Here is a 26,604-nt window from a genome sequence, read left to right as displayed (position 1 = left end):
GGCGTGGTCTATTGCTCGGTCTTATTTTTCGACTTTGATGTTCTCGACACGGGCTTTCAATTTTTGCCCTGGGCGGAACGTTACGACACGTCGAGCGGTAATAGGAATATCTTCACCGGTTTTAGGGTTTCGACCCGGACGTTGATTTTTATCTCGTAGGTCAAAATTACCAAAACCGGAGAGTTTTACCTGTTCGCCACTTTCGAGTGCTTTACGAATTTCTTCAAAAAACACCTCAACCGTATCCTTGGCATCCCGCTTGCTCATGCCGAGCTGTTCGAACAGGGCTTCAGCCAATTCGGCCTTTGTGAGCGCCATAAAACTTCCCTCAAAGCTAAGTTAAACCTTGCTGCTGGTTGGCAGCGCCAAAGCAATTTTTATTCGGCCAATCAATAACCTAACTGCCGAACAGTGAAAGTGTATGCCAACCTTCTGATTTTCGCCAACTTTTTTATTACTCAGTAAGCGATTCAAAACGTTACGATTTACATCTCTTTCAAAAAATCACTGACTCTCTCTTGAATGACAAGAGGAAAAAAATCTGAGTTTTTAGTTATTTACATCATTGTCACTAAAATGATTTTCAGACCCTCATCACTATTTAGCGTAGATAATTTTTTTCGATACGCCAAAAATTTTTTCTTAGTTTCATCTAAAAATCAGAGAGTTGTTGGCTCAGTTCCAGATTATCACGATAAAAAAACAGGCTCCGAAGAGCCTGTTTTCATCTGATTTAAAGCGAAGATAGACCTAAGCTTAGTCGCGCAGAGCCGCGCCGAATTGGGCAGATACGGCTTGCACAATCGCCTCTACCGCTGCTGCGATATCCGCTTCTTCAAGTGTGCGTTCAACCGATTGCAACGTCAGCGCAATCGCCAAGCTCTTCTTGCCTTCTTCCACGCCTTTACCGACATAAACGTCAAACAGTTTTGCGTCTTTCAGTAGCTCACCACCCGCCACACGGCAAGCTTCAACGATGTCGCCAGAAGCGATGTTGCCATCGACCACCAACGCGATATCACGACGGTTGGCTGGGAACTTAGAAATCGCTGCAGCTTCTGGGATCACGCGTGTGTTGATCGCATTCCACTCGATCTCGAACACAATAGTGCGACCATTGAGGCCAAACTTACGCTCAAGTTCTGGGTGAACCGTACCAATCACACCGATCGCTTTGCCATCCACCATAATCGCTGCGGCTTGACCTGGATGCAGAGCTGGATGCTTAGTCGCGACGAAGCTGTAGGCTTTGCCTTTCGCGGTCAATTCAAGAACTGCTTCCAGATCGCCCTTCATATCGAAGAAATCAACGGTTGCCGTTTCCATATTCCAGTGCTCTTCACCACGAGCGCCAGAAATCACACCCGCCAACATAGGCTCTTGGCGCATGCCATTTTCTGCCGCCGCATCAGGAATGAAGCGCAAACCGTATTCAAACAGACGAACACGAGGTTGCTGACGTTTTTGGTTGTGAACCACAGTGTTCAGCAGACCTTGAATCAGGCTCAAACGCATCGCTGACATTTCAGCAGAAATTGGGTTTGGCAGGATCAGCGCATCAACCCCCGGTACAACCAGTTTCTGTTGCTCAGGCTCAACGAAGCTGTAGGTGATCGCCTCTTGGTAACCACGGTCAACCAGCAGGTCGCGTACACGCTTCAGCGGTAATTTCGCTTCGTTGTGCAGGTTCATGTTCAACGCGGCCACTGGCGCTTGGTTAGGAATGTTGTTGTAACCATAGATACGGCCAACTTCTTCCACCAGATCTTGCTCGATAGCAATATCAAAACGCCATGTTGGCGCAGTCGCTTGCCAACCTTCTGAGGTGGTTTCGACCTGCATACCTAGACGCTGTAGAATCTCAACCACGTCCGCATCCGGAATCGCATGACCCAGTAGTTTGTCGAGCTTGCTACGACGCAGCGCAACTTGGTTTGGTTTGGGTAAATCAGCCGCTGATTCTGCGGCTACCACTGGTGCAACGTCACCACCACAGATCTCAACCAGCAGCTGCGTTGCACGCTCCATCGCGGCGTGTTGCAGAGCATAATCCACACCACGTTCAAAACGCATTGAAGAATCGGTGTGTAGGCCGTAGCTACGTGCACGACCACGAATGTGGTCTGGTGCGAAGAACGCACACTCCAGTAATACATCTTTGGTGTCAGTGCTGACGCCAGAATGCTCGCTACCAAACACACCAGCAATCGCCAGCGCTTTTTGTTGGTCAGCAACCACTAGCGTATCTGCGTTCAATTTGGCTTCTGAGCCATCAAGCAGAGTCAGTTTTTCATCTTGCTCAGCCAGACGAACCACGATTCCGCCTTCAATCTTTGCCAGATCAAATGCGTGCATTGGTTGGCCTTGCTCCAGCATCACGAAGTTAGTGATATCAACCACCGGATCGATAGAGCGGATACCACAACGACGCAGTTTTTCTTGCATCCACAGCGGCGTTTGCGCTTGAACGTTCACGTTCTTCACGATACGACCAAGGTAACGTGGACACGCCGCAGGCGCTTTCACGTCAATAGAAATCGTATCATTGATGGTTGCTGCAATCGCATTCACCGTAGGCGCAGTCACGTCCGCACGGTTCAGTACGCCCACTTCACGAGCCAGACCGCGGATGCTGAAACAGTCCGCGCGGTTAGACGTCAGATCCACATCGATTGTCACATCATTCAGTGACAGAAAATCGCGAAAATCCATACCAATCGGTGCATTTTTCGCAAGTTCCATGATGCCGTTCGATTCAACATCGATACCCAGCTCAGAGAAAGAACACAGCATGCCGTGTGACGGTTGGCCACGCAGTTTGGCTTTCTTAATTTTGAAATCACCTGGCAGGGTCGCGCCTACCGTTGCCACTGCCACTTTCAGGCCTTGACGACAGTTGGCTGCACCACACACGATGTCCAGAAGCTCATCTTCGCCTATATCCACTTTGGTGACGCGCAGTTTGTCAGCATCTGGGTGTTGAGCACACTCAACCACCTGACCCACTTTTACGCCGTCGAACACACCAGCCACGGCCAGTACGTCGTCCACTTCCAGACCCGCCATTGTAATTTGGTGAGTTAATTCGTCAGTGGTAATTGCCGGGTTAACCCACTCACGAAGCCATGATTCGCTGAATTTCATTGTATATACCTCTTGGGAACCCTGAATTATTTGAACTGTTTTAGGAAACGCAGATCGTTTTCGAAGAATGCACGCAGGTCATTCACGCCATAGCGGAGCATGGTTAAACGCTCAACGCCCATACCAAACGCGAAGCCTGAGTATTTCTCAGGGTCGATGCCTACGCTGCGCAGTACATTTGGGTGCACCATGCCGCAGCCTAGCACTTCTAGCCATTTGCCATTTTTGCCTTTCACATCCACTTCCGCTGAAGGCTCAGTGAACGGGAAGTAAGAAGGACGGAAACGCACTTCCAAATCTTCTTCAAAGAAGTTGCACAGGAAGTCATGCAGGATGCCTTTCAGCTGTGCAAAGTTAACGTTTTCATCAACCAACATACCTTCCACTTGGTGGAACATTGGGGTATGCGTTTGGTCGTAGTCGTTACGATAAACACGGCCTGGGGCGATGAAACGCAGTGGCGGCTGACGCTCTTCCAGAGTACGGATTTGCACGCCAGAGGTGTGAGTACGCAACATCAGCTTCGGATTGAAGAAAAAAGTATCGTGATCGGTACGCGCTGGGTGATCCACGGCAATGTTCAGAGCATCGAAGTTATGGAAATCATCTTCGATTTCAGGGCCAGACTCTACAGTAAAGCCAAGCTCACCAAAGAAGCTTTCAATACGTTCGATAGTACGAGTCACTGGGTGCAAACCACCATTTTCGATACGGCGCCCCGGCAGTGTCACATCGATGGTTTCAGCCGCTAATTTGGCTTCCAGCTCTGCGCTTTGCAGCGCATCTTTACGTTCAGCCAGCGCTTTTTGAACTGCGTCTTTCGCAACGTTAATTTCTTGGCCAGCAGTACGGCGCTCTTCCGGCGGTAGCTTACCTAGGCTTTGCAGTTGAAGCGTCAGTTCGCCTTTTTTGCCCAGATACTGAACACGCACTTCATCCAGTGCGACGAGCGACTCTGCAGCGTTAATCGCCGCGGTCGCATTAGCAATAATCTCTTGTAGATGTTGCATCGTTTCCTCGTCTGCTAATCAGCAGTTTCCTTTAGGAGCCCGAGTAGGTTTCTTTGGCAGTCGCAAGACCGCCAATAGTGTTACCGTAAGGGATTCTTGGGGTTTTCAAATAGCTGTACATAGTACCGAAAGCCAGGATTAAAGCCAAATTGAAATCCATCCTGTATGCATTATTGGCGCATTATTCATGCACTTGAAAAGTCTTACATCAATACCCACTAATTAGAAGTACGCGGTGACATGCTAAAAAATTCACACCACCACATTTTTCATCCAGAAAAGGAATACCAATGACATTAAAAATCGTACCGATTCGACCTGAGTTTGATGCTGCTATTTGCCAAATTATTCAAAGCGTCGGCGCTGAATTTGGTGCGATTGGTGAAGGGTTTGGCCCATCGGATGCCGAAGTGCTTACGATGAGTCAGCATTATCGAGAGCAAGACCGTAGCGCGTATTTTGTTGCGTTATTGGAGGGGAAGGTAGTCGGCGGTGGCGGCATTGCACCTTTTGCTGGCCATACGGATTTGTGTGAGCTGAAGAAGTTGTTTCTGCTCCCCACAAGCCGCGGCCATGGCGTAGGCCGAGCGCTCAGCGAACATTGTTTGAATTTTGCGAAACAGCAAGGCTATGCCAAATGTTATTTAGATACCCTTTCTAGCATGACCCAAGCGATCAAGCTCTACCAACAGCTTGGTTTTGAGCACTTAACGCAGCCCATGGCGGGGACAGAGCATAATGGCTGCGACGTGTGGATGCTGAAATCACTCAACTAGCTCGGTGCACCAAAAGCGCAAACACGATTTTTTCCGCTGTTTTTGGCAAGGTAAACCGCTTGATCCGCCGCGCGCAGCAGCTCATGGTGATCTTTCATGTTTGAGGCAAACGCGGCAACCCCCATACTGACACTGCCTTGCCAACGAATATTGTTTTCAAGCGAGATCACCTGCTGTTGAATCGCACGGCAAACCTGCTCTGCAATATAGACACCACCAGCAGTATCGGTTTCAGGACAAATCACTAGAAACTCGTCGCCGCCTAAACGACATACCAGATCATCACTACGAAAGTGATCTCTTAGCATGTTCGCTATCGTGGTTAACACTTTGTCGCCTACATCGTGCCCGTGATGATCATTAACCGCTTTAAACCCATCAATATCGATCATGACACACACGAAAGGCTGCTGGTTGTCTTGCGCAAGATTCCAATGCAACACAAGCTGACGCATGGCTTTACGGCGGTTTGGTAAGCCCGTCAAACTGTCGGTCATGGATAGCGCTTCGAGCTGACGATTGACTTGGTAAAGCTGCTGAGTGCGCTCAATCACTTTTTCTTCTAGTGATTGATTGAGTTTGACGAGTTCTCGATTACGTTCTGAGACTTGATCAAATAACGCATTAAGGGCATTGAGTAATGGCTCTGTCGCGGCATTTTTCTCACGTTCTTCTTTAGCATAGGCCTCTTCGGCACTCATGCCTGAGCGAATCGCAATCACTTGTCGCGCCATATTCTGATCGATACCTAAGATGTGGTACGCCAACCAATGGATCAAAAACTCCAATAACTGAACGGCCGAGCGGTCATCTACATCATGGATGAAAGCTTGCATGCTAAACACTTCAGACATAAACGTGCGATGAACCTGAATGTGCTCTTCAAGATGAAGTGCCGAAATGCCGACCTCACGCATGAGCTTCTCTTCTTCTTTGAAGTGATACTCAGAGTAACGAGAAAGCTCAAACAGAGCGAGACGTATCTCATCTAGTGATACATGATTTTCGGCCAACAGAGAGCTGTAGCGATTGACGATATTGACAAGAGATTGATGCTGCTCATCAACCTCCTCCAATCCTGTTTCGAAGTATTGATCCCATTTGAATGATTGCATGCTCGGCGCTCAACTCTTTAGCCTATACCGCTAACTCACGATTATTCCTTAATAAATCTAGGGCAATTGTAACGAGAAGCGAATCACTCGACGTGACTTTAATCATAAAAACCGGAAAACGTTAGCAAGTGCTAAATAAATCAACGAGAAACATCACAGCACAGCATGTTGATATAGTGCAAAAGTACCAGAATGAAAAAGTATCAAGAAAGCAAAAGCCCGCTCAAGGAGCGGGCTTTCTGATTTGGAGCGACACACGAGGTTCGAACTCGTGACCTCAACCTTGGCAAGGTTGCGCTCTACCAACTGAGCTAGTGTCGCGAAATGGAGATGGTGCCCCGGGCCGGACTTGAACCGGCACGACTCGAAAGTCGAGGGATTTTAAATCCCTTGTGTCTACCGATTTCACCACCAGGGCACGCAAAATTTTTGCGATGGGAGACACCATCTTGTGATACCGCTTAACGCCATATCATTTAATTTGGAGCGACACACGAGGTTCGAACTCGTGACCTCAACCTTGGCAAGGTTGCGCTCTACCAACTCAGCTAGTGTCGCAATGGAGGCGCGTCCCGGAGTCGAACCGAGGTCCACGGATTTGCAATCCGCTGCATGGCCACTCTGCCAACGCGCCTCTGTAACTTCAGACTTTCACTTGTTTCGGTGGCTGTCTGACTACGGGAATGCATTCTACGCATTCGAGTTATTGAGTCAACACAATTTTTTTGCCTTTCTAATCGTTTGACTATTTAACGTGCAAAAACGCGATATTTGCTCACTTTGTTAGCAAAAAACACCGGATTTTTATAGAGATAACTGGATCCCAAGCTTCACTTTTTTGTTCTACTCGCCTATTACGCAACGATAAAAAAACGGGCTTTCGCCCGTTTTCTAGTGATGTTCTTCATTCAGTAAGTCGTCTTTGGCCGCCGCCAAATATTGCACCATTGACCAATAGGTCAGTACAGTCGCCACATAGATAGAAATGTAGCCAAGCCAAATCATCCAGTCGTCATAACGCCAGATCAATACCCACAGCGCAAACATTTGAGTCAGAGTTTTTACTTTGCCAACCCATGAAACCGCGACACTGGCTCGTTTGCCAATTTCTGCCATCCACTCACGCAGTGCTGAAATGATGATTTCGCGAGCGATCATGGTCACCGCAGGAATGGTGATCCAGATACTGTGATAATGTTCGGTGATCAAAATCAGCGCCGTGGCAACCAGTACTTTATCCGCTACTGGGTCAATAAATGCACCAAAACGCGAGGTTTGGCCTAATTTTCGCGCCAACATCCCATCTAGCCAATCGGTGAATCCAGCGACCCAAAACACCATAGCGGCAACAAAGGGAGCCCATTCAAAAGGGAGATAAAAGGTCACCACAAACACGGGGATCAGAAATAATCTGAGCAAAGAGAGAAGGTTAGGAATGTTGAAACGCATAATGTATAGGCTCTTTTCGATGGCGCGTTAATGTTGCTGTATTTTTCTTATTGTTTCAATGCTTGATAAATGTTTTCTGCCAATGCGTGGCTGATGCCCGGCACTTTGGCGATTTCTTCAACAGAAGCGCGTTTTAACTCCTGCATACCACCCAGATATTTCAGCAAGGCTTGACGCCGTTTCGGCCCGACCCCTTCGATACCCTCAAGCGTACTGGTTCGGCGAGTTTTTCCGCGCTGCGCTCGGTGCCCTGCAATCGCGTGGTTATGGCTTTCATCCCGAATGTGTTGAATTAAGTGCAACGCAGGCGCATCACTCGGTAGATGAAACTCGTCACCATCAATGGTGATCAGCGTTTCCAAACCAGGTTTACGCGTCACACCTTTGGCTATACCAATGATCTTCGGGTACTTAGGCCAATCTTGCCAGCAGGACGAAATGATCTCATAGGCACGATTGAGCTGCCCTTTACCACCATCAATGAAAATAATGTCGGGGATCTTGCTGCTATCGAGCTGCTTGCTGTAGCGACGTTCCAACACTTGCGCCATCGCCGCGTAATCATCCCCACCAGTGATGCCCGTGATGTTGTAACGCCGATACTCTTGCTTTAGCGGCCCTTCTTGGTTGAAGACCACACAAGAAGCCATCGTGCTTTCGCCCATAGTATGTGAGATATCAAAGCACTCCATGCGAGTAATCGCATCCATGCCGAGCTCTTCTTGCAGGGCTTTGAAGCGCTGACTGATGGTCATCTTGTGATTAATCTTAGTCGTGATCGCCGTCAGCGCGTTGGTATTGGCGAGTTTCAGATAACGACCTCGCGTACCAGTTGGATTGACATGGAAAGTGACTTTGCGCCCTGCAAGTTCACTGATCGCGGTTTGTAACGCCTCGGTTTCTTCGGTCAACCCTCGATTTAAAATGATCCGTGCCGGAATACTGCGAGCTTCACTGTGACTCAAATAATATTGGCTTAAAAAGCTCTCAAACACTTCGACCTGCGAGGTGTCACTTGGTATTTTCGGGAAATGGCTACGACTGCCGAGCACTTTGCCTTGGCGGATCATCAAAATATGGATGCAAGCAATGCCATTTTCTTGTGCAAAACCGAGCACATCCAGGTCTTCCAAACTGTCATCCGACACAAACTGCTGCTCTTGTACGCGGCGAATGGCTTGAATTTGGTCACGCGCTTTAGCGGCATCTTCAAAACGCAGTTCACGGCTCGCCTGCTCCATTTTCTCAACCAGAATCGACAGTACTTGGTTGTCTTTGCCTTGCAGGAAAAGACGCAGGTAATGGACGCTCTCTTGATAGCCTTGGTCAGAAATCAGCCCTTTCACACAAGGTCCGGCACAGCGCCCAATCTGATACATCAAGCAAGGTCGAGTACGATTGCTGTACACCGTATCTTCACACTGACGGACGGGAAAGATTTTCTGGATCAAATGCAGAGTTTCACGCACTGCACCCGAATCCGGATAAGGCCCGAAATATTCACCACGGCGTTTTTTGGCACCACGATGTGAGGACAGTCGCGGGTGTTTGTGCGCGCTTAAGAAAATATAGGGATAAGACTTATCATCACGCAGCAGCACGTTGTACTTAGGCAGATACTGCTTGATGTAATTGTGCTCAAGGATCAATGCTTCCGTTTCGGTGTGGGTGACCGTCACGTCAATCTTGGCGATGTTGCTGACGAGAGCTTTGGTTTTTTCGCTGTCGAGATTCTTGCGAAAATAGCTGGTTAGACGCTTTTTGAGGTCTTTGGCTTTGCCGACATAGATCACTTCAGCCTCAGCGTTATACATTCGGTATACGCCGGGCTGGTTGGTGACTGTCTTAAGAAAAGGGGCAGAATCAAACGGTGTCGACACTATAACTTCTCAGTATCTAAGATCCCGTGTCGGATAGCTAAGTGGGTTAATTCCACATCACCGTTGATATTCAGCTTGGCAAACAAACGGTAGCGGTAGCTGTTGACGGTTTTCGGGCTCAAGCTGAGCTGTTCGGAAATGTCCGTCACCTTCTGGCCTTTAGTGATCATCAACATGATCTGCAATTCGCGTTCAGAGAGATCAGCAAAAGGGTTTTCAGAGGCGGGAGAAAACTGGCTCAACGCCATTTGCTGCGCAATCTCTGGAGAAATATAACGCTGACCGCTGTTAACGATACGAATCGCATTGACCATTTCATCCGGAGCCGCGCCCTTCGTGAGATAACCTGCGGCACCCGCTTGCATCACTTTGGTTGGGAACGGATTTTCGGTATGTACCGTCAATACGATAATTTTAATGTCTGGATTAACACGTAACAGCTTCTTGGTTGCCTCTAAGCCACCAATACCCGGCATGTTCATATCCATTAAAATGACATCCGCATGGTTAGTACGGCACCATTTTACGGCTTCTTCACCGCTGTCAGCTTCCCCTGCTACTTTCATTCCACGGACGTCTTCAATAATACGTCGTATCCCTGTGCGAACCAGCTCGTGATCATCTACAAGGAAAACACTAATCAAACTTGTATCTCCACACTTATCTATTGGCTCTGCACCCACCGAGACAGTGGATTACAGCGAAGCTACCCCAAACCAACGCGGGCAACTTTCTTCTGTGAATATGATCTGAAACCTACACTTTAGCAAGCACTTATTTTTCAAAGTGTCGGATCGCACATGTGGCACATAAAAATCAATTACTTAACAAAAATCATATTCGCCTAATTGAAAGATTTGGTGAATGAAAGCCGTGATTTTTAGCCTACTTTTGCGTCGCAATCACCTAGGTGCTCACCGACTCCTGCTTGTGACGTCACAATGCGATGTAATCAGCGTCACTATTAGTATAATGTGCCAGCGTAAAAATAGATGAGTGTTGAAAAATGGTGAGCCAGATTGAAGATTGAACAAGGGTTTGTATTAACGCGTCATGCTCGTGACATCGCAGGACAAACCCAAATTGAACTTTGGCTCGCTACACCTTCTGGCCCAACACAACTTACCATACGCGGTGAGCGTCCGGTTTTTTTTATTGAACAATCGGCTAGCCAAGAAGTGATACGAATTGCCGCAGAATTATCAATAACACCCTCATTATCGCCTCTGCCATTACGTAGCTTTGCAGGCCACCCCCTCGCCGCTTGTTACTGCAATACGATTCGCGATAGCCAAATCTTAGCGGAGAAACTCGCTCAAGCGGACATGTTGACCTTAGAGGCGGATATTCGTTTGGCTGACCGTTTTCTGATGGAACGCTTTATCCAAGGCAGCATCGAATTTACTGGTCAGATCACCGATTTCGGCCATTATCGCCAAGTTCATCAAGCCAAATGTCGCCAAGGTGATTACCTGCCGGCGCTGAATATGGTGTCGCTAGACATCGAATGTTCCGAAAAAGGGTTGCTTTACTCGATTGGTTTGGATAGCCAGTTGGACAGCCGAGTGATTATGGTTGGTCAGCCGGAGCCTGCAGAAACGCCGATTCAATGGGTCGAGGATGAATACCAGTTACTCAAAGCGCTGATTGCATGGTTTGAGCAGTTTGATCCTGATGTGATTATTGGTTGGAGTGTGGTGGATTTCGATTTCCGGCTACTGCACAAACGCGCGGAATTCCACAAACTTAAACTCACCATTGGCCGAGCTCAGCAACCGAGCTTTTTCCGCACGGCGAGCCAAACGCAGCAGGGTTTTATCAGTATTCCCGGGCGTGTGGTGCTCGATGGTATCGATACGTTAAAAACCGCAACTTTTCATTTTCGCTCATGGTCTTTGGAGTCCGTCTCGCAAGAGCTGCTCGGCGAAGGGAAAGCGATTCATAACGTACATGATCGGATGGATGAAATTAACCAGATGTTTCGCCACGATAAGCCCTCGCTCGCGCACTACAACCTGCAAGACTGCGTATTAGTGAATAAGATTTTTGCGGCCACTCATCTGCTCGATTTCGCGATTCAGCGTTCGCGTTTAACAGGGGTCGAGCTAGATCGCATTGGTGGCTCCGTGGCCGCATTCACCAATCTATATCTACCACAACTGCACCGTGCAGGGTATGTCGCTCCCAATTTGCAGCCAGAAAACTGGGTTGCCAGCCCGGGCGGTTATGTGATGGATTCGATTCCGGGGCTGTATGACTCGGTACTCGTGCTCGACTTTAAAAGCCTCTACCCTTCGATTATTCGCTCGTTTTTGATTGATCCACTTGGGTTGATTGAAGGATTAAAACTGCCAATAGGCAAACAGGCCGATCACGCGGTTCCGGGATTTCGCGGTGGTCAATTTCATCGCACCAAACACTTTTTACCTGAGATGATCGAAAAGCTATGGGCAGCGCGCGATGAAGCCAAACGCAACCAAGAAAAGGCTTTTTCACAAGCAATCAAAATCATCATGAACTCGTTTTATGGTGTGCTCGGCTCATCAGGCTGCCGCTTTTTCGATACCCGTTTGGCATCGAGCATTACCATGCGCGGCCATGAAATCATGATCCAAACAAAACAGTTGATTGAAGCGCGCGGTTATCAAGTGATCTATGGCGATACGGATTCAACGTTTGTCGCACTCGGTGGGCAATACTCTCAGCAAGAAGCGGATAACATTGGTCACGCTTTGGTCCGCGAAATCAACCAATGGTGGACAGAGCATTTAAAGCAAGAATATGCCCTTACTTCGATTCTTGAACTCGAGTACGAAACCCACTATCGCCGTTTTTTAATGCCGACCATTCGCGGTTCGGAAACGGGCTCCAAAAAACGCTATGCGGGCTTAAAAGGGGATGGTGACAATGAGCAACTGATTTTTAAAGGTTTGGAAAGCGCACGCACCGATTGGACACCGCTCGCGCAACGTTTTCAACATCAGTTGTATCAATTGATATTCCACAGACAGGATCCGGAGTCCTATATTCGCACTATCGTAGAACAGACATTGGCAGGCCAATTGGATGAGCAGTTGGTGTATCAAAAGCGTTTGCGCCGACGGTTACATGAATACCAAAAGAATGTACCTCCGCAAGTACGCGCGGCCAGAATGGCGGATGACATTAACGCCAAACTTGGGCGACCGTTACAATACCAATACCGCGGAACGATTGAATATGTGATTACAGTCAATGGTCCCGAGCCGAAAGAGTATTCGAAAAGCCCTATTGATTATCAGCACTACATCGATAAACAGCTTAAACCGGTCGCAGATGCGATTTTGCCTTTTATTGGCAAACAATTTGATGAGCTTATTGCGCCTCAACTGGGGCTATTTTAGAAACATCTCGACTCTGCACAAACTCGACTAAATCACTACGATTCAATGACTTACTGTAAAACCAACCTTGTACAGAGAACGGGTACTCATCTCCCATCGCGTCTAACTGCTCTTGGGTTTCGACCCCTTCGACGATCGTTTCCAGCTCAAGGGAATGAGCAACGAGCTGTAAATTTGCAAACACTTTGCGCCCTTTTTCAGAGGCCAAAGCCAGCACAAAGGAGCGATCAATCTTGATGCCATCGACATCAAAACGGTGCAGATAGCTCAAGGAAGAGTAACCGGTACCAAAATCATCAATATAAATTTTGACGCCTAATTGATGAAGTTGGTTAAACACCCAAGTCAAACGCTGTTCATCCGCCAGTAAACTTTCTTCCGTTAGCTCAATATGAATTAATCCTGCTACTGGGCGAATGATCTCTTCAATCTGAGCCATTACGGTCAAATCCATCAAGGTTTCTGCCGTCAGATTAATACTGACAGGCACATAAACTCCGACATTCGTGAGTTTACGAACATCACGCGTAGCATGTTTCACTACCCATAAATCCATCTCCTTCATCAACCCAGCTTTGGCAAGTGAGGGTAAAAAGGTTGCTGGTGATAGAATGTTATCTTGTTGATCTTTGGCTCGAATTAATGCCTCACAACCAATCACTTGTCCTGTTCGGTGACAAACCTGCGGTTGATACTCCAAACAGAACTCTTTGCTGCTCATCATCTGCAGTTGCTGTTCAACTTTAAGCTGCTCACGCTCCCGTTTCTGCGCCAACGCAATGGGATCATCTTGCAGATGAGCCGCCTCTTCTTGACGGCGAGTATACATAGTATCCAACGAAGGAATTCGAATCGTTTGCTGACCATATTGTTCATTAAGACGCAGTACCGAGGGCAAATATAAGAGACAACCGAGAACAATATTGACCAATTGCAGGAGTAATCCATTCCAGTCACCGCTAGTCGCAATCCAAGCATTGAGAAAAATCGGACTATTGAACGGCACTGAAACACTCGGGTACGCGACCCAACCCGATTCGACCGCCCAGAGTGATACCACCACATTCACCATAGGTGCGAGGAGAAAGGGGAAGAATAAACGCGGATTGAGGATCAGAGGTAAACCAAATAGGAAAATCTCATTCACATTAATCAGCCCGATCGGAAGACTGGCAATCGCGAGCAAGCGAATGTTTTTCTGCTTTCCGAACAATAGGATAGCTAAAGCTAAAGAAAAGGTTGCACCGCTGCCTCCGATAAACACAAACGTGCCCATAAAGGATAAATTCATTGGATAAGGGGCGGTTTCACCGATCAAAAAATAGGACTCGGACAGCCGACTCGCTTCTTGCAATAATTCCACTAAAGGTAATAAAGCGTAATAACCGTGGATGCCGAAAAACCAAAGCAGCGAGTTTAGGCTGGCGAATGTTAAGCCGAAGGAATAAGGGTCATTGGCATAATCAAAATGCATCAAGCTTGCAAAGATCTGACGAGTGATCGGGCCAAATAAAATTAAATTTATGCCCACCACAACCATGGCCGTCAGTGCCGCAGGCAACACCAGATTGAGTGACTCACGTACTATACTGCCAGCACTGTTTGAGCGGGTTAAGTGTAAGACCGGATAACTCATCAACCAAGCTATCATCGGAATAGCATAAATTGGCGTGATCAGTGCTGTGATGATTTGAAACGTTGGCAAATTATTCTCGGCACTTACCGAAGCTGACGAGATCGCCAAATAAATGATACTCAGTAGCGCAATCGGGGGACGTGGCAAATGCCAATGCATGGCCAGCAGATATGAGATGGTGGCCGTCATCAAATAAGGAAAGGTTTCGGCGATCACTTGGTTCGCGCGATACAAAATCAAAACCCATTCAGGACGGCCACCGCTAAACAGCTCGCCCATGCTGGCAATAAATAGGACGAAGGAAGAGATCATTAAGCACGGGATCAGCCACACCATCCCTTCACGAATCGAATGCATCGCTGAAACAAGGTATTGAGAAACCTTGGTTAACTCATTTTTTCTCACCGTGGGTAAGTACTTATTAAAACTCAGCATGCTAAAGAGGCTCAAGTGACGCGTATTAAAAACTTAGCACACTAATTTCTTTATCAATAAATGATTCAGCGGTTAAAACTTATACTTACTGCTTATTCTCAAAAAAGACTAACCAATTCGAAACTCGGTTTTTTGATATTGAGACACCAGCCACGGACCAAAACTATCGAGTAAACCAATCACCGAGCGTTTGGGAATTGCACGGGGTTTTAGTAGCAAGCCAAGGCGGTCAATCTCAAGCTGCTTCTCTGGGTGATAGCGTAGGAAGTGGGTACCGCATTCGATCGGGTCATCAAACCACTGCTTGTCGCGGTACATAATCAGCGAATAGCTGGCACGCAGTAGCTTTTTGGCCACCATCTGCTGAGCCATGATCTGCTCTTGTTCGGTTGCGGCTTTGGCAATTTTATCTCGGTAATAGGCAAGCCAATCCCCCACATCCATATTCCAATGCTTCGCAATTTCCCAGCTTGGCTCGTAATGGCCAAAACATTCGGCCAGATTATCGCCATACACACAAACACAGCAGTGGCGTAGCATGAAACCCCAAGAAAAAATCGCCTCTAAGGTCGCCACTTCCTCAACGGCTGCGATCTTAAAGGAGACATCGGTGATCCACGGGTAGCTTTTTTGAAAACGCCAACGGATAGTGTTGATTAAGGTCGCGCGGTTTTCTTCAAAAGAGCCATAGGTCACTACCACGACATCAAGGTTGGAGCGATTCGGCTTGGCCGTTTTTCGCGCCACGCTGCCGTAGAGGTAAATGCTGTGTAATGCCTGCCCTGCCCCTGCGCGCCAAAAGCGCACCAAATCCGCAATCGCGTTTTGATATTCAGGTTGAAAAGGTTGCTTGGGGTCAATCACCGGCAGAGTCATACCGCTCCATACTCGCTTAATTTGCACAGGCCTTATGTTCTATGATGCGTGACCATCAATCAATAGCAGACTTACCCCACTGGCGAGCAATCAACCAGTCAAACCTTAATTCTTAACCACGATGCACGCACCACGTCACGTAGCAGGGGGAGAGATATTCCTTTTCTCCCCATCCTTTAGTTATAATGCTGCCACTTTTTACACGAAGGATATATTTCATGCCAAAGGCAAGTGAACTCAAAAAAGGTTTTGCCATCATTTCTAACGGTAAGACTCTGCTGATCAAAGATATCGAAGTGACCACTCCTGGTGGCCGCGGCGGTTCAAAAATCTACAAACTACGTTGTACTGACCTAAACACAGGCGCACGCGTAGATGAGCGTTACAAATCTGATGACGTTCTGGATACCGTAGAAATGAACAAACGTCCGATCTCTTTCTCTTACATTGATGGCGATGAATATGTCTTCATGAACAATGACGACTACACCCCATACAACTTCAAGAAAGATGAAATCGAAGACGAGCTGCTGTTCATCACTGAAGAAATTCAAGGCATGAGCGTAGTATTGGTTGACGGTGAAGCGGTTGCGATTGAACTGCCATCTTCTGTTGAAATGGTGATTGAAGAGACGGATCCATCAATCAAAGGTGCTTCTGCCTCTTCTCGTACTAAACCAGCGCGTATGCCAACTGGATTAGTGGTTCAAGTTCCAGAGTACATTGCAACGGGCGATCGTATCGTTATCAATACTGCTGAACGCAAATTCATGAACCGAGCGTAATCTTATGGCTGAGCTTATTTCTATCGACGACACCATTGATACTGCATACGACATTTTCTTGGAAATGGCGCCAGATAACCTTGAACCTGTAGACGTGATTCTGTTCACGGCACAGTTTGATGATCGCGGCGCGGCTGAGCTGGTCGATGTGGGTGATGACTGGGATGACCAAGTGGGATTCGAAGTCGATAAAGAAATCTATGCCGAAGTACGTATTGGTCTGGTGAACGAAGAAAATGATGTGCTGGACGATGTGTTCGCGCGCATGTTGATCAGTCGTGACCCAGATCAGAAGTTTTGCCATATGCTGTGGAAGCGTGACTAAACTTCTCAACGCCAGCTTTCAAGCTGGCGTTGCTCTTTATTGACATTCCAAGATGTTAGATTGAGACATAAACCCAAGCTTTATCACAAAAAATTCCGCTAAACTTAGCTCAAGTGCAATCAAACTGTGAGTTAGACGATGCGATTCATCCCATTGCTTAGCCTTATTTGTACTCTGGTGGCTTTTCCTAGTCTGGCTAATGACTACCGTTACGGCCCATTCATCAATTACGCCCAAGCGCCTCTCGCCAGTCATTCCCTTGCTCCACAACTTCGCGACGGATTTTCACTCCCGCTGGATAGCCAAGAGCTGTTTGGTGGATTTTCTGCTGCCAGTATCTGGAGTGATAGTCCGGGTTATGAGGGTGATTTCTACCAAAACCAGTTCACCTTAGGTCTTAAATGGCAGTTTGCACCCCGTTGGCAGGCGGAGCTGAGCTATCGGTTTAGTCAGGCGAGGGATAACCAGTTGGATTCGCTGACCATGGGATTTCATGACCTGTTTGGTCTGGATCAAAATGGGCGTGATAGTGTTGATAAACACCGTTTTCATATTGCCGTTCCAGAGCACAAGATTGCGTGGGATGACTTTTCTGGCTCCACTCTAAGCAACGCATTTTCTCTTTACACGCAGTACCAAATCCACACTTCAGAGCAGCATGGTCTTTCACTCGGTGCTACTCTCTATTACAACCAAAATGGCTTATTACGCTTAAACCGTTTTGAGCAAGCACTGCAACTGAACTACACCTATCAGCAGGACGCGCATCGAATTTATGGCCTGCTCGGCGTAGTTCATCACAATAGTGCGACGAGCACGCTACCAACGAAAAAGTCGACCCTCACTCTGGCAGCAGGTTATGAGTACCAGCTCAATACCAAGCACCACTTGTTTAGCTCTTTTCATTTTTATCAAGGCACAGTGGAAAGCCCCAAGGAGCTTGAGAAACCCGCAACAGAATATGTGCTGGGTTATCGCTACGTAATGCCATCCAGCGCCTGGAGCTTGCGTTAACTGAAAACGTCTTCAGCACGGATATTGCGCTGCACATCAGTTATCGCTATCGCTTGTAGGCGTTATCACTCAGTAAAATCTGCGCAATGTGGCAACTTACACACAAAAAGTTGCAAAACTTCGATTTCAAAGAAATGATTTGTCTATGCAAATGATTTTTGAAAGAGTTGAAACTTGTCTCCACGCTATCTGCAAATCAAACAATTTATGCTCGACAACATCGAGTCGGGTCGTTGGCCGGTCGGTTATCGTACCCCCACTGAATTGGAATTAACCGAGCAATTTGGTGTCAGCCGCATGACGGTCAACAAAGCGCTGCGCGATCTGGTCAGTGAAGGCAAATTACAGCGCCGCCCACGCTTGGGCACCTTTGTTTGCGCGGCAGAAGAGAAAGCCGAATCACCTTTGCTGGATATTCGTAATATCGCGGATGAAATCCTCAGTCGCGGTAAGCAGTATCACAACAAAGTGGTTGAACAGCGTGCGTTGAACGCCGATGAAGCTGTCGCCATCAAGCTCGGTGTAATGGTGGGAAGCCCAGTGTTTTACAGTGAAATCATTCACTACGCTAACGATATCCCGATGCAGCTGGAAGTGCGTTGGGTGAATAGCCGTTCGGTACCGCACTATTTAGACCAAGATTTTACCCAAATTACGCCCAACCAATATTTGTCGCAAAACTGTCCACTGAGCGCGATTGAACATACTGTAGAAGCCATTGTGGCCGATGCGCATGTCAAACAAGCCCTTGCACTTGCGGCTAATGAACCTTGCTTGCTACTCAATCGCCGTACTTGGAGTGGTGACAAGCTGGTGAGCTCAGCCCTGCTCTATCATCCGGGTTCGCGCTATAAACTCAGCTCGAAAATTCTATTCAACCAATAGCCCCACATGATCACATTTTCGCAACATTCAAGTTGCGAACTTTCACGCTTTCCACTATTTATTTGTATATACATTTGAAATTTCGATATCTGGATGGAAAGCGATGAATTGTGTGTTGACCGAAGCGCGTTTAGTAACCATGCAACCGGGCGTGCAAGGTTATCAGATAACCGAGCCGCAAACCCTAGTCATTGAGCAGGGGCGCATTCAGTACATAGGCCAACATATTGACCACCCCAGCGATGCACATCCTATCTCGTGTGCCGGCAAATTAGTCACACCGGGATTGATTGATTGCCACACCCATTTGGTTTATGCCGGCAGCCGCGCCAACGAATTCGAGCTGCGTTTACAAGGTGTGCCCTACCAAACCATCGCCGCCCAAGGTAGCGGCATTCTTTCTACCGTGAATGCCACTCGTAAGGCCAGTGAAGAAGCGTTGATCGAACTCGCCCTACCGCGTTTGGATGGCCTGCTGCGTAGCGGTGTCACTTCCGTTGAAGTGAAATCTGGCTACGGTTTAACGCTCAAGGATGAGCTGAAAATGCTGCGCGCCGCCAAAGCGCTTGAGCAGCATCGTCGAGTCAAAATCACCACCACATTACTTGCCGCGCACGCACTGCCTCCTGAATTTCAAGGCCGTAGTGATGACTATATCGCGCATATTTGCCAAGAGATCATTCCTCGGGTTGCCGAAGAGCAACTGGCCACCAGCGTGGATGTGTTTTGTGAGTCGATTGGCTTTAGCGTGGCGCAAACTGAACGCGTGTTTCATGCTGCGCAAGCGCATGGCTTGCAAATCAAAGGTCATACCGAGCAGCTTTCCAACTTAGGCGGCAGCGCACTCACCGCTCGCATGGGTGGGCTCTCCGTTGACCATATCGAATATCTTGATGAAGCGGGCGTGAAAGCATTGGCGCAATCGAGCACGGTTGCCACCTTACTTCCCGGCGCATTCTACTTTTTGCGCGAAACCCAAAAGCCGCCGATTGAATGGCTGCGCCAATATCGCGTACCCATGGCCATCTCTACCGATTTAAACCCCGGCACCTCACCATTTGCCGATTTGTCCCTGATGATGAATATGGGCTGTACCTTGTTTGGCCTAACGCCAGAAGAGACGCTACGCGGTGTCACTTGCCATGCAGCGCAAGCCTTGGGTTACCCCGCAAACCGAGGACAAATCGTAGAAGGCTACGATGCTGATTTGGCAATTTGGAATATCGAACACCCTGCCGAGCTGAGCTACCAAGTCGGCGTTTCTCGCCTGCATGCTCGCATGGTGAATGGAGAGCTAAGCTATGAATCCTAATTTCACCACAGAGCACACTTGGCAAGGCCGCCATGATACTGAGGATGGCCAAGCTGGGCGTCGTGTGCACTATATCGCTTGTCCCATTCAAGTGGGCGAGCTAGCGAACCAAGAGCCGGGTGTGGCGTTGATCGGTTTTGAGTGTGATGCGGGCGTTGCACGCAACAAAGGTCGCATCGGAGCCAAACACGCGCCCAACCTTATTAAGCAAGCACTGGCCAATCTCGCGTGGCACCATCCAACCCCCATTTACGATTTGGGCAACATTCGTTGTGAAGGTGATGCATTAGAGCAAGCTCAGCAAGAATGCGCGCAAGTGATTCAACAGGCTCTGCCTCACGCGCGGGCCATCGTGCTCGGCGGCGGACACGAGATTGCTTGGGCAACCTTTCAGGGTTTAGCACAACATTTTCTAGCAACAGGCGTAAAGCAACCACGGATCGGCATCATCAATTTTGATGCGCATTTTGACTTACGCGCGTTTGAATCTGGGGTTGAAACAGCGTTCGTTCCAGTACGCCCAAGCTCAGGCACGCCGTTTAATCAAATCCACCATTTTTGCCAGCAGCAAGGTTGGGATTTTCATTACGCCTGCTTGGGAGTGAGCCGCGCCAGCAACACGCCCGCGCTGTTTGAACGCGCAGATAAGCTAGGGGTTTGGTATGTTGAAGATAAAGCGTTTTCGCCTTTGTCACTCAAGGATCACCTGACTCAATTACAACACTTTATTGATGATTGTGATTACCTCTATCTCACCATTGATCTGGACGTGTTTCCGGCGGCCAGTGCGCCCGGCGTCAGTGCGCCTGCCGCGCGCGGTGTGAGCATAGAAATGCTCGCCCCCTATTTCGACCAAATTCTTCATAACAAAAACAAATTGATGATTGCCGATATCGCCGAATACAACCCGAGTTTCGATATTGATCAGCACACCGCGCGCTTAGCCGCTCGTTTGTGTTGGGACATTGCTAACGCCATGGCCGAACAAGTGCAATCCATCCGTCACCCGTGAATCAAAAGGAGTCTCAACATGACACAGTCATCTGCACAAGGAACAAGACTGGACACTCAGCGCACCATTCGCGCCCCTCGTGGTACACAGCTGCGCGCCAAATCTTGGCTCACTGAAGCCCCACTTCGCATGCTGATGAATAACCTCGACCCCGATGTGGCTGAACATCCTCATGCACTGGTTGTGTATGGTGGCATTGGCCGCGCGGCGCGTAACTGGGAGTGCTTTGACAAAATCGTCGAAGTGCTGGAGCGCCTCGAAGATGACCAGACTTTACTGGTGCAATCGGGTAAACCGGTTGGGGTTTTCCCCACCCACAAAAATGCGCCACGCGTGTTGATTGCCAACTCCAACTTAGTACCACACTGGGCAAACTGGGAACATTTCAACGAGCTCGATAAACAAGGCTTGATGATGTACGGCCAGATGACGGCGGGATCTTGGATTTACATTGGCTCACAAGGCATAGTTCAAGGCACTTACGAAACCTTTGTCGCGGTTGCGAAAAAGCATTTCAATGGCGATGCCAAAGGCCGTTGGGTTTTGACTGGCGGATTGGGCGGCATGGGCGGCGCGCAACCTTTGGCGGCGACGATGGCAGGATTCTCGATGATTGCGGTGGAATGCGATGAATCGCGCATCGACTATCGTCTACGCACCGGTTATGTCGACAAAAAAGCCAACACACTTGATGAAGCGCTGGCGATGATCGCTGATACTGATCGTCCAATTTCTGTCGGCTTACTGGGTAATGCTGCCGACGTCTTCCCCGAATTAGTCAAACGCAACATCACACCTGATGTGGTGACAGATCAAACGTCGGCACACGATCCACTCAATGGCTATTTACCACTCGGCTGGAGCATGGAAAAAGCTGCGCAGACGCGTCAGCAAAATGAAGCCGACGTCGTCAAAGCCGCCAAAGCCTCAATGGCTATCCAAGTGCGCGCCATGCTTGATTTGCAAGCTCGCGGCGCTGCGACGCTGGACTATGGCAATAACATTCGCCAAATGGCGCTGGAAGAAGGTGTTGCCAATGCATTCGATTTCCCCGGTTTTGTGCCGGCCTATATTCGTCCACTCTTCTGTGAAGGGATAGGTCCGTTCCGTTGGGCAGCACTGTCTGGCGATCCGGAAGACATTTACAAAACCGATCAAAAAGTCAAAGAGCTGATCCCTGACAACCCACATCTGCACAACTGGCTGGATATGGCGCGTGAGCGAATCCACTTCCAAGGTTTACCGGCTCGTATTTGCTGGGTGGGTTTAAAAGATCGCGCTCGCTTAGGCTTAGCCTTTAACGAAATGGTGAAAAATGGCGAGCTCAAAGCGCCAATCGTGATTGGTCGTGATCATTTGGATTCAGGCTCAGTCGCTAGCCCGAACCGCGAAACGGAAGGCATGCTCGATGGTTCAGATGCGGTCTCTGATTGGCCGTTACTCAATGCGCTACTCAACACCGCAGGTGGTGCTACTTGGGTTTCGCTGCACCACGGTGGTGGCGTCGGCATGGGCTTCTCACAACATTCCGGCATGGTGATTTGCTGTGATGGCAGTGATGATGCCGCCGAACGTATTGCACGCGTGCTGCATAATGATCCAGCGACCGGCGTGATGCGCCATGCCGATGCGGGCTATGAGATTGCCAAACGCTGCGCGCAGCAGCAAAAACTCGATTTACCAATGCTCAACGCTGAGCTGGCCAAACTCAAGTGAGGAAAGAAACCATGTTGCACCTGATGATCAAACCCGGCCAACTCAGCTTAAAACAGTTGCGTCAAGTGAGCCGCTCACCCGTGGTGTTATCCCTCGATCCGGAAGCGATTCCGGCGATTGCCGAAAGCGCCCAAGTGGTGGAACAAGTGATCAGCGAAGGACGTACCGTTTACGGCATCAATACTGGTTTTGGTTTGCTCGCCAACACCAAAATTGCCCCGCAAGATTTAGAAACGCTGCAAAAGAGCATCGTGCTTTCTCATGCTGCGGGCATCGGTGAGCTGATGTCGGATGAAACCGTTCGTTTGATGATGTTACTTAAAATCAACAGCTTGGCGCGTGGCTATTCTGGTATCCGTCTTGAAGTCATCCAAGCTTTGATCGAGCTCGTCAATAACCAGATTTATCCTTGCGTACCGAAAAAAGGCTCGGTTGGCGCATCGGGCGATCTTGCGCCGCTGGCTCACATGAGCACAGTGTTACTCGGCGAAGGCCAAGCACGTTACAACGGCAAAATCATCTCCGGTCTGGAAGCGATGAAAATTGCGGGGCTAGAGCCAATTACCCTTGCCCCTAAAGAAGGGCTCGCGCTACTCAATGGCACTCAAGCCTCGACCGCGTTTGCGCTCGAAGGACTGTTTGTGGCTGAAGATCTGTTTGCCTCTGCCACTGTGTGCGGTGCGATGTCGGTCGAAGCCGCTCTGGGAAGCCGTCGCCCCTTCGATCCGCGTATCCACCGTGTGCGTGGGCACCGAACCCAAATGGATGCTGCAACGGCGTATCGTCACCTGCTCGATGTCAGCAGTGAAATTGGCCAATCCCACAGCAACTGTGAAAAAGTGCAAGACCCTTACTCTTTGCGCTGCCAACCCCAAGTGATGGGCGCTTGCTTGCAGCAAATTCGAAGTGCATCTGAGGTGTTGGAAGTCGAAGCCAACTCGGTTTCTGATAACCCACTCGTGTTTGCCGAGGATGGCGACATCATCTCTGGCGGCAACTTCCATGCTGAACCCGTCGCCATGGTTGCGGATAACTTGGCGCTGGCGATTGCTGAAATTGGCAGTCTTTCCGAGCGGCGTATGGCACTGCTGATTGACAGTGCGCTAAGTAAGCTACCGCCCTTTTTGGTCGACAATGGTGGGGTTAACTCCGGCTTTATGATTGCACAAGTCACAGCAGCCGCCTTAGCTAGTGAGAACAAAACCCTCGCGCATCCTGCGTCAGTGGACAGTTTACCCACTTCAGCCAACCAAGAAGACCACGTTTCGATGGCGACGTTTGCCGCACGCAGACTACGTGACATGGGCGAAAATACTCGTGGTATTTTGGCGGTGGAATACCTTGCAGCCGCGCAAGGATTGGATTTTCGTGCGCCATTGAAGTCCTCACCACGCATTGAGGAAGCAAGGCAGATACTGCGAGAAAAAGTGCCGTTTTACGATAAAGACCGCTATTTTGCGCCGGATATCGAAAAAGCCAATGCTCTGCTGCAACTTGCCGTACACAACCGTTTAATGCCCGAGCAGCTGCTACCAAGCCAGCACTAAGTGGCTGACAAATCAACATTTCAAGAGCCCTACGGGGCTCTTATGCTTAAATCACTTGAAGTGGCAAAAGAACATATCCACTGGATAGACCAATGATTGCAAGATTCTGTCCTATAATGCGCGCAGTTTAGTTGAGATAGCGATAACCATGTTCCTGACTGCATACCATTCAAATCAACAGCACCAATTTCAATTTACTCGCCAACAGGCTAGCCACTTTGCCAAATTGGTCGCGGGTGATTTCAACCCTATCCATGATGAAGACAACAAACGCTTTTGCGTACCGGGCGATTTGCTGTTTGCCGTACTGTTGCAAAAAGAAGGCATTAGCCAAAAGATGCGTTTTGATTTCTCTGGCATGGTGAGTGATGGCGTTGCTCTGCACATTGAAAATAAGTGTCAGCGTGAAAGCGCAGTCGTGGATGCCAGCGGCAAAGAGTACCTGCACATGTCACATGAAGGTGAAGTTAACCGCAACCCTGCCTTTATCGAGCATGTGGTGACCAGCTATGTACAGTTTTCTGGCATGAACTTCCCGCACATCATGGTGCCTTTGATGGAAGAGCAGCAGATGATGATCAACTGCCAGCGTCCACTGGTGATTTATGAATCGATGGAGGTGGAATTTACCCGCCTTGATCTTACCCATCCAGAAGTAGAGTTTGCGGGCGCGACTTTTGATGTTGATGGCAAACGCGGCTTAGTGACACTCAACTTCGTGTTTAAAGATGAAGGACAAGTGGTCGGTAAAGGGCTAAAACGTATGGTCGCCAGCGGTTTAAAACCTTACGACCAAGCGGAAATCGATGATCTCGTCAACCGTTTCAATGAGCGCAAAGAAGCCTTTCTTAGCCAGATTGAGCAAGCGGCATAATTCGCAGAACATCTAAATCTAACGCAAAAAAATAACCCGCACACCGCGGGTTATTTTTTATCTCGGATTGGTAATCAGGCGGTTTTCCGTCTCATCCACAATGGAGCCAAAAACAGCAAACTCAGCCAGCCGATGGAACCGCCAGAAGAGGTACTTGGGGCAAAAGGCGAAGTATCCAGTTGAATGCGAGACGTTGCACGTTTAGAACCTCCCGCATAGCTAAAGATCAACTCAAAGTCATACTGATATTGACGGTAGTGTTGCGCATCAACAGCCACTTCTACACTACAACTTTCACCAGTGGCTAACGTCACTTTAGTACTGCACCCATCGGATAGCACACTAAAATCAGCGGGCAGACTTGAGAATGTGTTTCCTGTATAGGTCAACGTATTGGCATCAAGGTTGGTATATGTAAATGATTGACTCACTTTACCTAATGGACGAATACCGAGATTGGCGACTTGATCATAGCTAAGCTGGTTAGTGTGCTTTGTGATCCAATCACGAAAATAACTGACGTTGGTATACACACCATAAGTGCCTGTTTTAGCGCATTGTTCATCCCCCCAACTCACAATACCCAGCTGCTCTCGACCCGTTTTAACTACAATTGGGCCACCAGAATCTCCCTGACATGAATCTTTCGTAAGACGAGCGGCACAAAAGTTGGTCGAATTAGGATCAGAGGAAATTCCATGCTGCATGACTATTTGGCAAAGCGATTGCGAAACCAGGTCAACATCCACTTCTTGTAGTATCGGAGTAAATTGTGGCGGTTTAGTTTGCACGGTAATCCCCCATCCAGCCACTGTTAAAGGGGTTAATGCTGGTAAAGACGTGCGTGTTGCAGGACCCGCTAAAGTGATGGCAGACAAACTACTGGTTTGTGCTAACTCGACAATCGCAATGTCATTCAATAAGTTACTGGGACTATAACTCAAATGACGGTAAATTTTTTGCGCGGCAATCCTTTCTCCTTGAGAAGAGTTATTCAGATCATACGCACCAATAACCACATCCACACTAGCAGCACTACGACTATCAAAACAGTGAGCAGCGGTTAAGACATATCGTCCACCTAAGAAACTGCCGCCACAAAATTGCCCTTGATAAGCATCTGCACCGCGTTTAACCAGAGCCACAATCGATGGCCATTCGGCAGAGTTTGCATTCGAACCATTAATAATACGAGATGAAATATCTGCTGTGGATTCCGCATAGAGCAGTGTAGAGAAAAGAGAAAAACCGATAAAACACGACAGCAATTTAGCAACCTGATGCACAACTCAATCCTTTCATTAATCAGAAATTATCATTTGATAGCTCGTTATATCCCAACGACTTGGAACGATAGGTAGGCGACAAGTCAGTGACAAGTTTGTTGGGAACAAATTGCGCCGCGCGCCAGCCACTACCACTGCAACGTC

20 protein-coding genes, 4 tRNA genes and 1 pseudogene are annotated in these 26,604 nt (G+C 48.5%); 11 read left to right on the top strand and 14 right to left on the bottom strand.

From position 1 onward, the window contains the following. Positions 1-21: 21 nt before the first annotated feature. From ihfA to pheS, 3 genes are all read right to left on the bottom strand, one after another. The gene (ihfA, locus tag R4537_RS10840) at positions 22-318 is read right to left on the bottom strand and encodes an integration host factor subunit alpha (RefSeq protein WP_001229261.1); all 297 of its coding nucleotides are present in this window, start codon (positions 316-318) and stop codon (positions 22-24) included. Between the two features lie 438 nt (positions 319-756). Beyond that, a complete protein-coding gene (gene pheT, locus R4537_RS10835) occupies positions 757-3,144 on the bottom strand; it encodes a phenylalanine--tRNA ligase subunit beta (protein WP_071179480.1) in 2,388 nt (795 codons plus the stop codon). 26 nt (positions 3,145-3,170) lie between these two features. After that, complete coding sequence (gene pheS / locus R4537_RS10830) at positions 3,171-4,154, bottom strand: phenylalanine--tRNA ligase subunit alpha (protein ID WP_071179479.1); 984 nt, start codon at positions 4,152-4,154, stop codon at positions 3,171-3,173. A 290-nt stretch (positions 4,155-4,444) separates the two neighbouring features. Here pheS and R4537_RS10825 point away from each other — a divergent pair, with 290 nt between their 5' ends. Next, on the top strand, positions 4,445-4,930 hold the full coding sequence (locus R4537_RS10825) for a GNAT family N-acetyltransferase (protein WP_071179478.1): 486 nt from the start codon (positions 4,445-4,447) through the stop codon (positions 4,928-4,930). Here R4537_RS10825 and R4537_RS10820 read toward each other — a convergent pair. From R4537_RS10820 to uvrY, 8 genes are all read right to left on the bottom strand, one after another. Beyond that, positions 4,927-6,045 carry a GGDEF domain-containing protein gene (locus tag R4537_RS10820; RefSeq protein WP_001190447.1) on the bottom strand — a complete coding sequence of 373 codons (1,119 nt, stop codon included), beginning with the start codon at positions 6,043-6,045 and terminating at the stop codon, positions 4,927-4,929. The two genes, R4537_RS10825 and R4537_RS10820, sit on opposite strands and share 4 nt — an antisense overlap. Before the next feature lie 245 nt (positions 6,046-6,290). Continuing rightward, positions 6,291-6,366: transfer RNA gene (locus R4537_RS10815), tRNA-Gly, on the bottom strand. 10 nt (positions 6,367-6,376) lie between these two features. Beyond that, a tRNA-Leu gene (locus tag R4537_RS10810) sits at positions 6,377-6,463 on the bottom strand. A 64-nt stretch (positions 6,464-6,527) separates the two neighbouring features. Then, positions 6,528-6,603, bottom strand: a tRNA-Gly gene (locus tag R4537_RS10805). Positions 6,604-6,605: 2 nt separating this feature from the next. Continuing rightward, positions 6,606-6,679 (bottom strand) — tRNA-Cys (locus R4537_RS10800). A gap of 257 nt (positions 6,680-6,936) precedes the next feature. Then, on the bottom strand, positions 6,937-7,494 hold the full coding sequence (gene pgsA / locus R4537_RS10795) for a CDP-diacylglycerol--glycerol-3-phosphate 3-phosphatidyltransferase (RefSeq protein ID WP_001211977.1): 558 nt from the start codon (positions 7,492-7,494) through the stop codon (positions 6,937-6,939). Positions 7,495-7,541: 47 nt separating this feature from the next. Beyond that, positions 7,542-9,374 carry an excinuclease ABC subunit UvrC gene (uvrC, locus tag R4537_RS10790; RefSeq protein ID WP_071177822.1) on the bottom strand — a complete coding sequence of 611 codons (1,833 nt, stop codon included), beginning with the start codon at positions 9,372-9,374 and terminating at the stop codon, positions 7,542-7,544. Next, on the bottom strand, positions 9,374-10,018 hold the full coding sequence (gene uvrY / locus R4537_RS10785) for a UvrY/SirA/GacA family response regulator transcription factor (protein WP_029628248.1): 645 nt from the start codon (positions 10,016-10,018) through the stop codon (positions 9,374-9,376). Before uvrY ends, uvrC begins: the two co-directional genes overlap by 1 nt. Before the next feature lie 375 nt (positions 10,019-10,393). Between uvrY and R4537_RS10780 the strand changes: the two genes are divergently transcribed. Continuing rightward, positions 10,394-12,757: a DNA polymerase II gene (locus R4537_RS10780; protein ID WP_071177821.1), complete on the top strand. Its 2,364-nt coding sequence runs from the start codon at positions 10,394-10,396 to the stop codon at positions 12,755-12,757. Here the strand turns inward: R4537_RS10780 and R4537_RS10775 are convergent. Together R4537_RS10775 and R4537_RS10770 are read right to left on the bottom strand one after the other, a co-directional pair. Beyond that, positions 12,729-14,828: a PTS sugar transporter subunit IIC/EAL domain-containing protein gene (locus R4537_RS10775; RefSeq protein WP_071177820.1), complete on the bottom strand. Its 2,100-nt coding sequence runs from the start codon at positions 14,826-14,828 to the stop codon at positions 12,729-12,731. The two genes, R4537_RS10780 and R4537_RS10775, sit on opposite strands and share 29 nt — an antisense overlap. A gap of 108 nt (positions 14,829-14,936) precedes the next feature. Beyond that, positions 14,937-15,704 carry a nucleotidyltransferase domain-containing protein gene (locus tag R4537_RS10770; RefSeq protein ID WP_000174733.1) on the bottom strand — a complete coding sequence of 256 codons (768 nt, stop codon included), beginning with the start codon at positions 15,702-15,704 and terminating at the stop codon, positions 14,937-14,939. Between the two features lie 218 nt (positions 15,705-15,922). On the opposite strand from R4537_RS10770, the gene yeiP reads away from it, so the two are divergent. The 9 genes and pseudogenes from yeiP to R4537_RS10725 all read left to right on the top strand — a co-directional run bounded on the left by yeiP (position 15,923) and on the right by R4537_RS10725 (position 25,174). Then, entirely contained in the window at positions 15,923-16,489 is a 567-nt protein-coding gene (yeiP, locus tag R4537_RS10765) for an elongation factor P-like protein YeiP (protein WP_001123591.1), read from the top strand. Positions 16,490-16,493: 4 nt separating this feature from the next. Continuing rightward, positions 16,494-16,814 carry an HI1450 family dsDNA-mimic protein gene (locus R4537_RS10760; RefSeq protein ID WP_000818872.1) on the top strand — a complete coding sequence of 107 codons (321 nt, stop codon included), beginning with the start codon at positions 16,494-16,496 and terminating at the stop codon, positions 16,812-16,814. 138 nt (positions 16,815-16,952) lie between these two features. After that, positions 16,953-17,887: pseudogene (locus R4537_RS10755) on the top strand (DUF3187 family protein). 115 nt (positions 17,888-18,002) lie between these two features. Beyond that, positions 18,003-18,713 carry a histidine utilization repressor gene (gene hutC, locus R4537_RS10750; protein ID WP_000075030.1) on the top strand — a complete coding sequence of 237 codons (711 nt, stop codon included), beginning with the start codon at positions 18,003-18,005 and terminating at the stop codon, positions 18,711-18,713. Between the two features lie 103 nt (positions 18,714-18,816). Continuing rightward, positions 18,817-20,025 carry an imidazolonepropionase gene (gene hutI, locus R4537_RS10745; protein ID WP_071177819.1) on the top strand — a complete coding sequence of 403 codons (1,209 nt, stop codon included), beginning with the start codon at positions 18,817-18,819 and terminating at the stop codon, positions 20,023-20,025. After that, on the top strand, positions 20,015-21,037 hold the full coding sequence (gene hutG, locus R4537_RS10740; protein ID WP_071177818.1) for a formimidoylglutamase: 1,023 nt from the start codon (positions 20,015-20,017) through the stop codon (positions 21,035-21,037). The genes hutI and hutG overlap by 11 nt, the downstream gene beginning before the upstream one ends. A gap of 18 nt (positions 21,038-21,055) precedes the next feature. Then, the gene (gene hutU / locus R4537_RS10735; protein WP_071177817.1) at positions 21,056-22,753 is read left to right on the top strand and encodes a urocanate hydratase; all 1,698 of its coding nucleotides are present in this window, start codon (positions 21,056-21,058) and stop codon (positions 22,751-22,753) included. 11 nt (positions 22,754-22,764) lie between these two features. Further along, complete coding sequence (hutH, locus tag R4537_RS10730; protein ID WP_071177816.1) at positions 22,765-24,300, top strand: histidine ammonia-lyase; 1,536 nt, start codon at positions 22,765-22,767, stop codon at positions 24,298-24,300. 148 nt (positions 24,301-24,448) lie between these two features. Beyond that, a complete protein-coding gene (locus R4537_RS10725; protein WP_071177815.1) occupies positions 24,449-25,174 on the top strand; it encodes a DUF3581 domain-containing protein in 726 nt (241 codons plus the stop codon). A 74-nt stretch (positions 25,175-25,248) separates the two neighbouring features. Here the strand turns inward: R4537_RS10725 and vesB are convergent, their stop codons facing one another. Next, positions 25,249-26,460: a GlyGly-anchored extracellular serine protease VesB gene (gene vesB / locus R4537_RS10720; protein ID WP_071177814.1), complete on the bottom strand. Its 1,212-nt coding sequence runs from the start codon at positions 26,458-26,460 to the stop codon at positions 25,249-25,251. Positions 26,461-26,604 lie beyond the last annotated feature (144 nt).

Origin of the sequence: Vibrio paracholerae, from assembly GCF_037672085.1 — a bacterium.
In the GTDB taxonomy this organism is placed as follows: domain Bacteria; phylum Pseudomonadota; class Gammaproteobacteria; order Enterobacterales; family Vibrionaceae; genus Vibrio; species Vibrio cholerae.
This window is presented reverse-complemented; position numbering and strand designations above follow the sequence as displayed.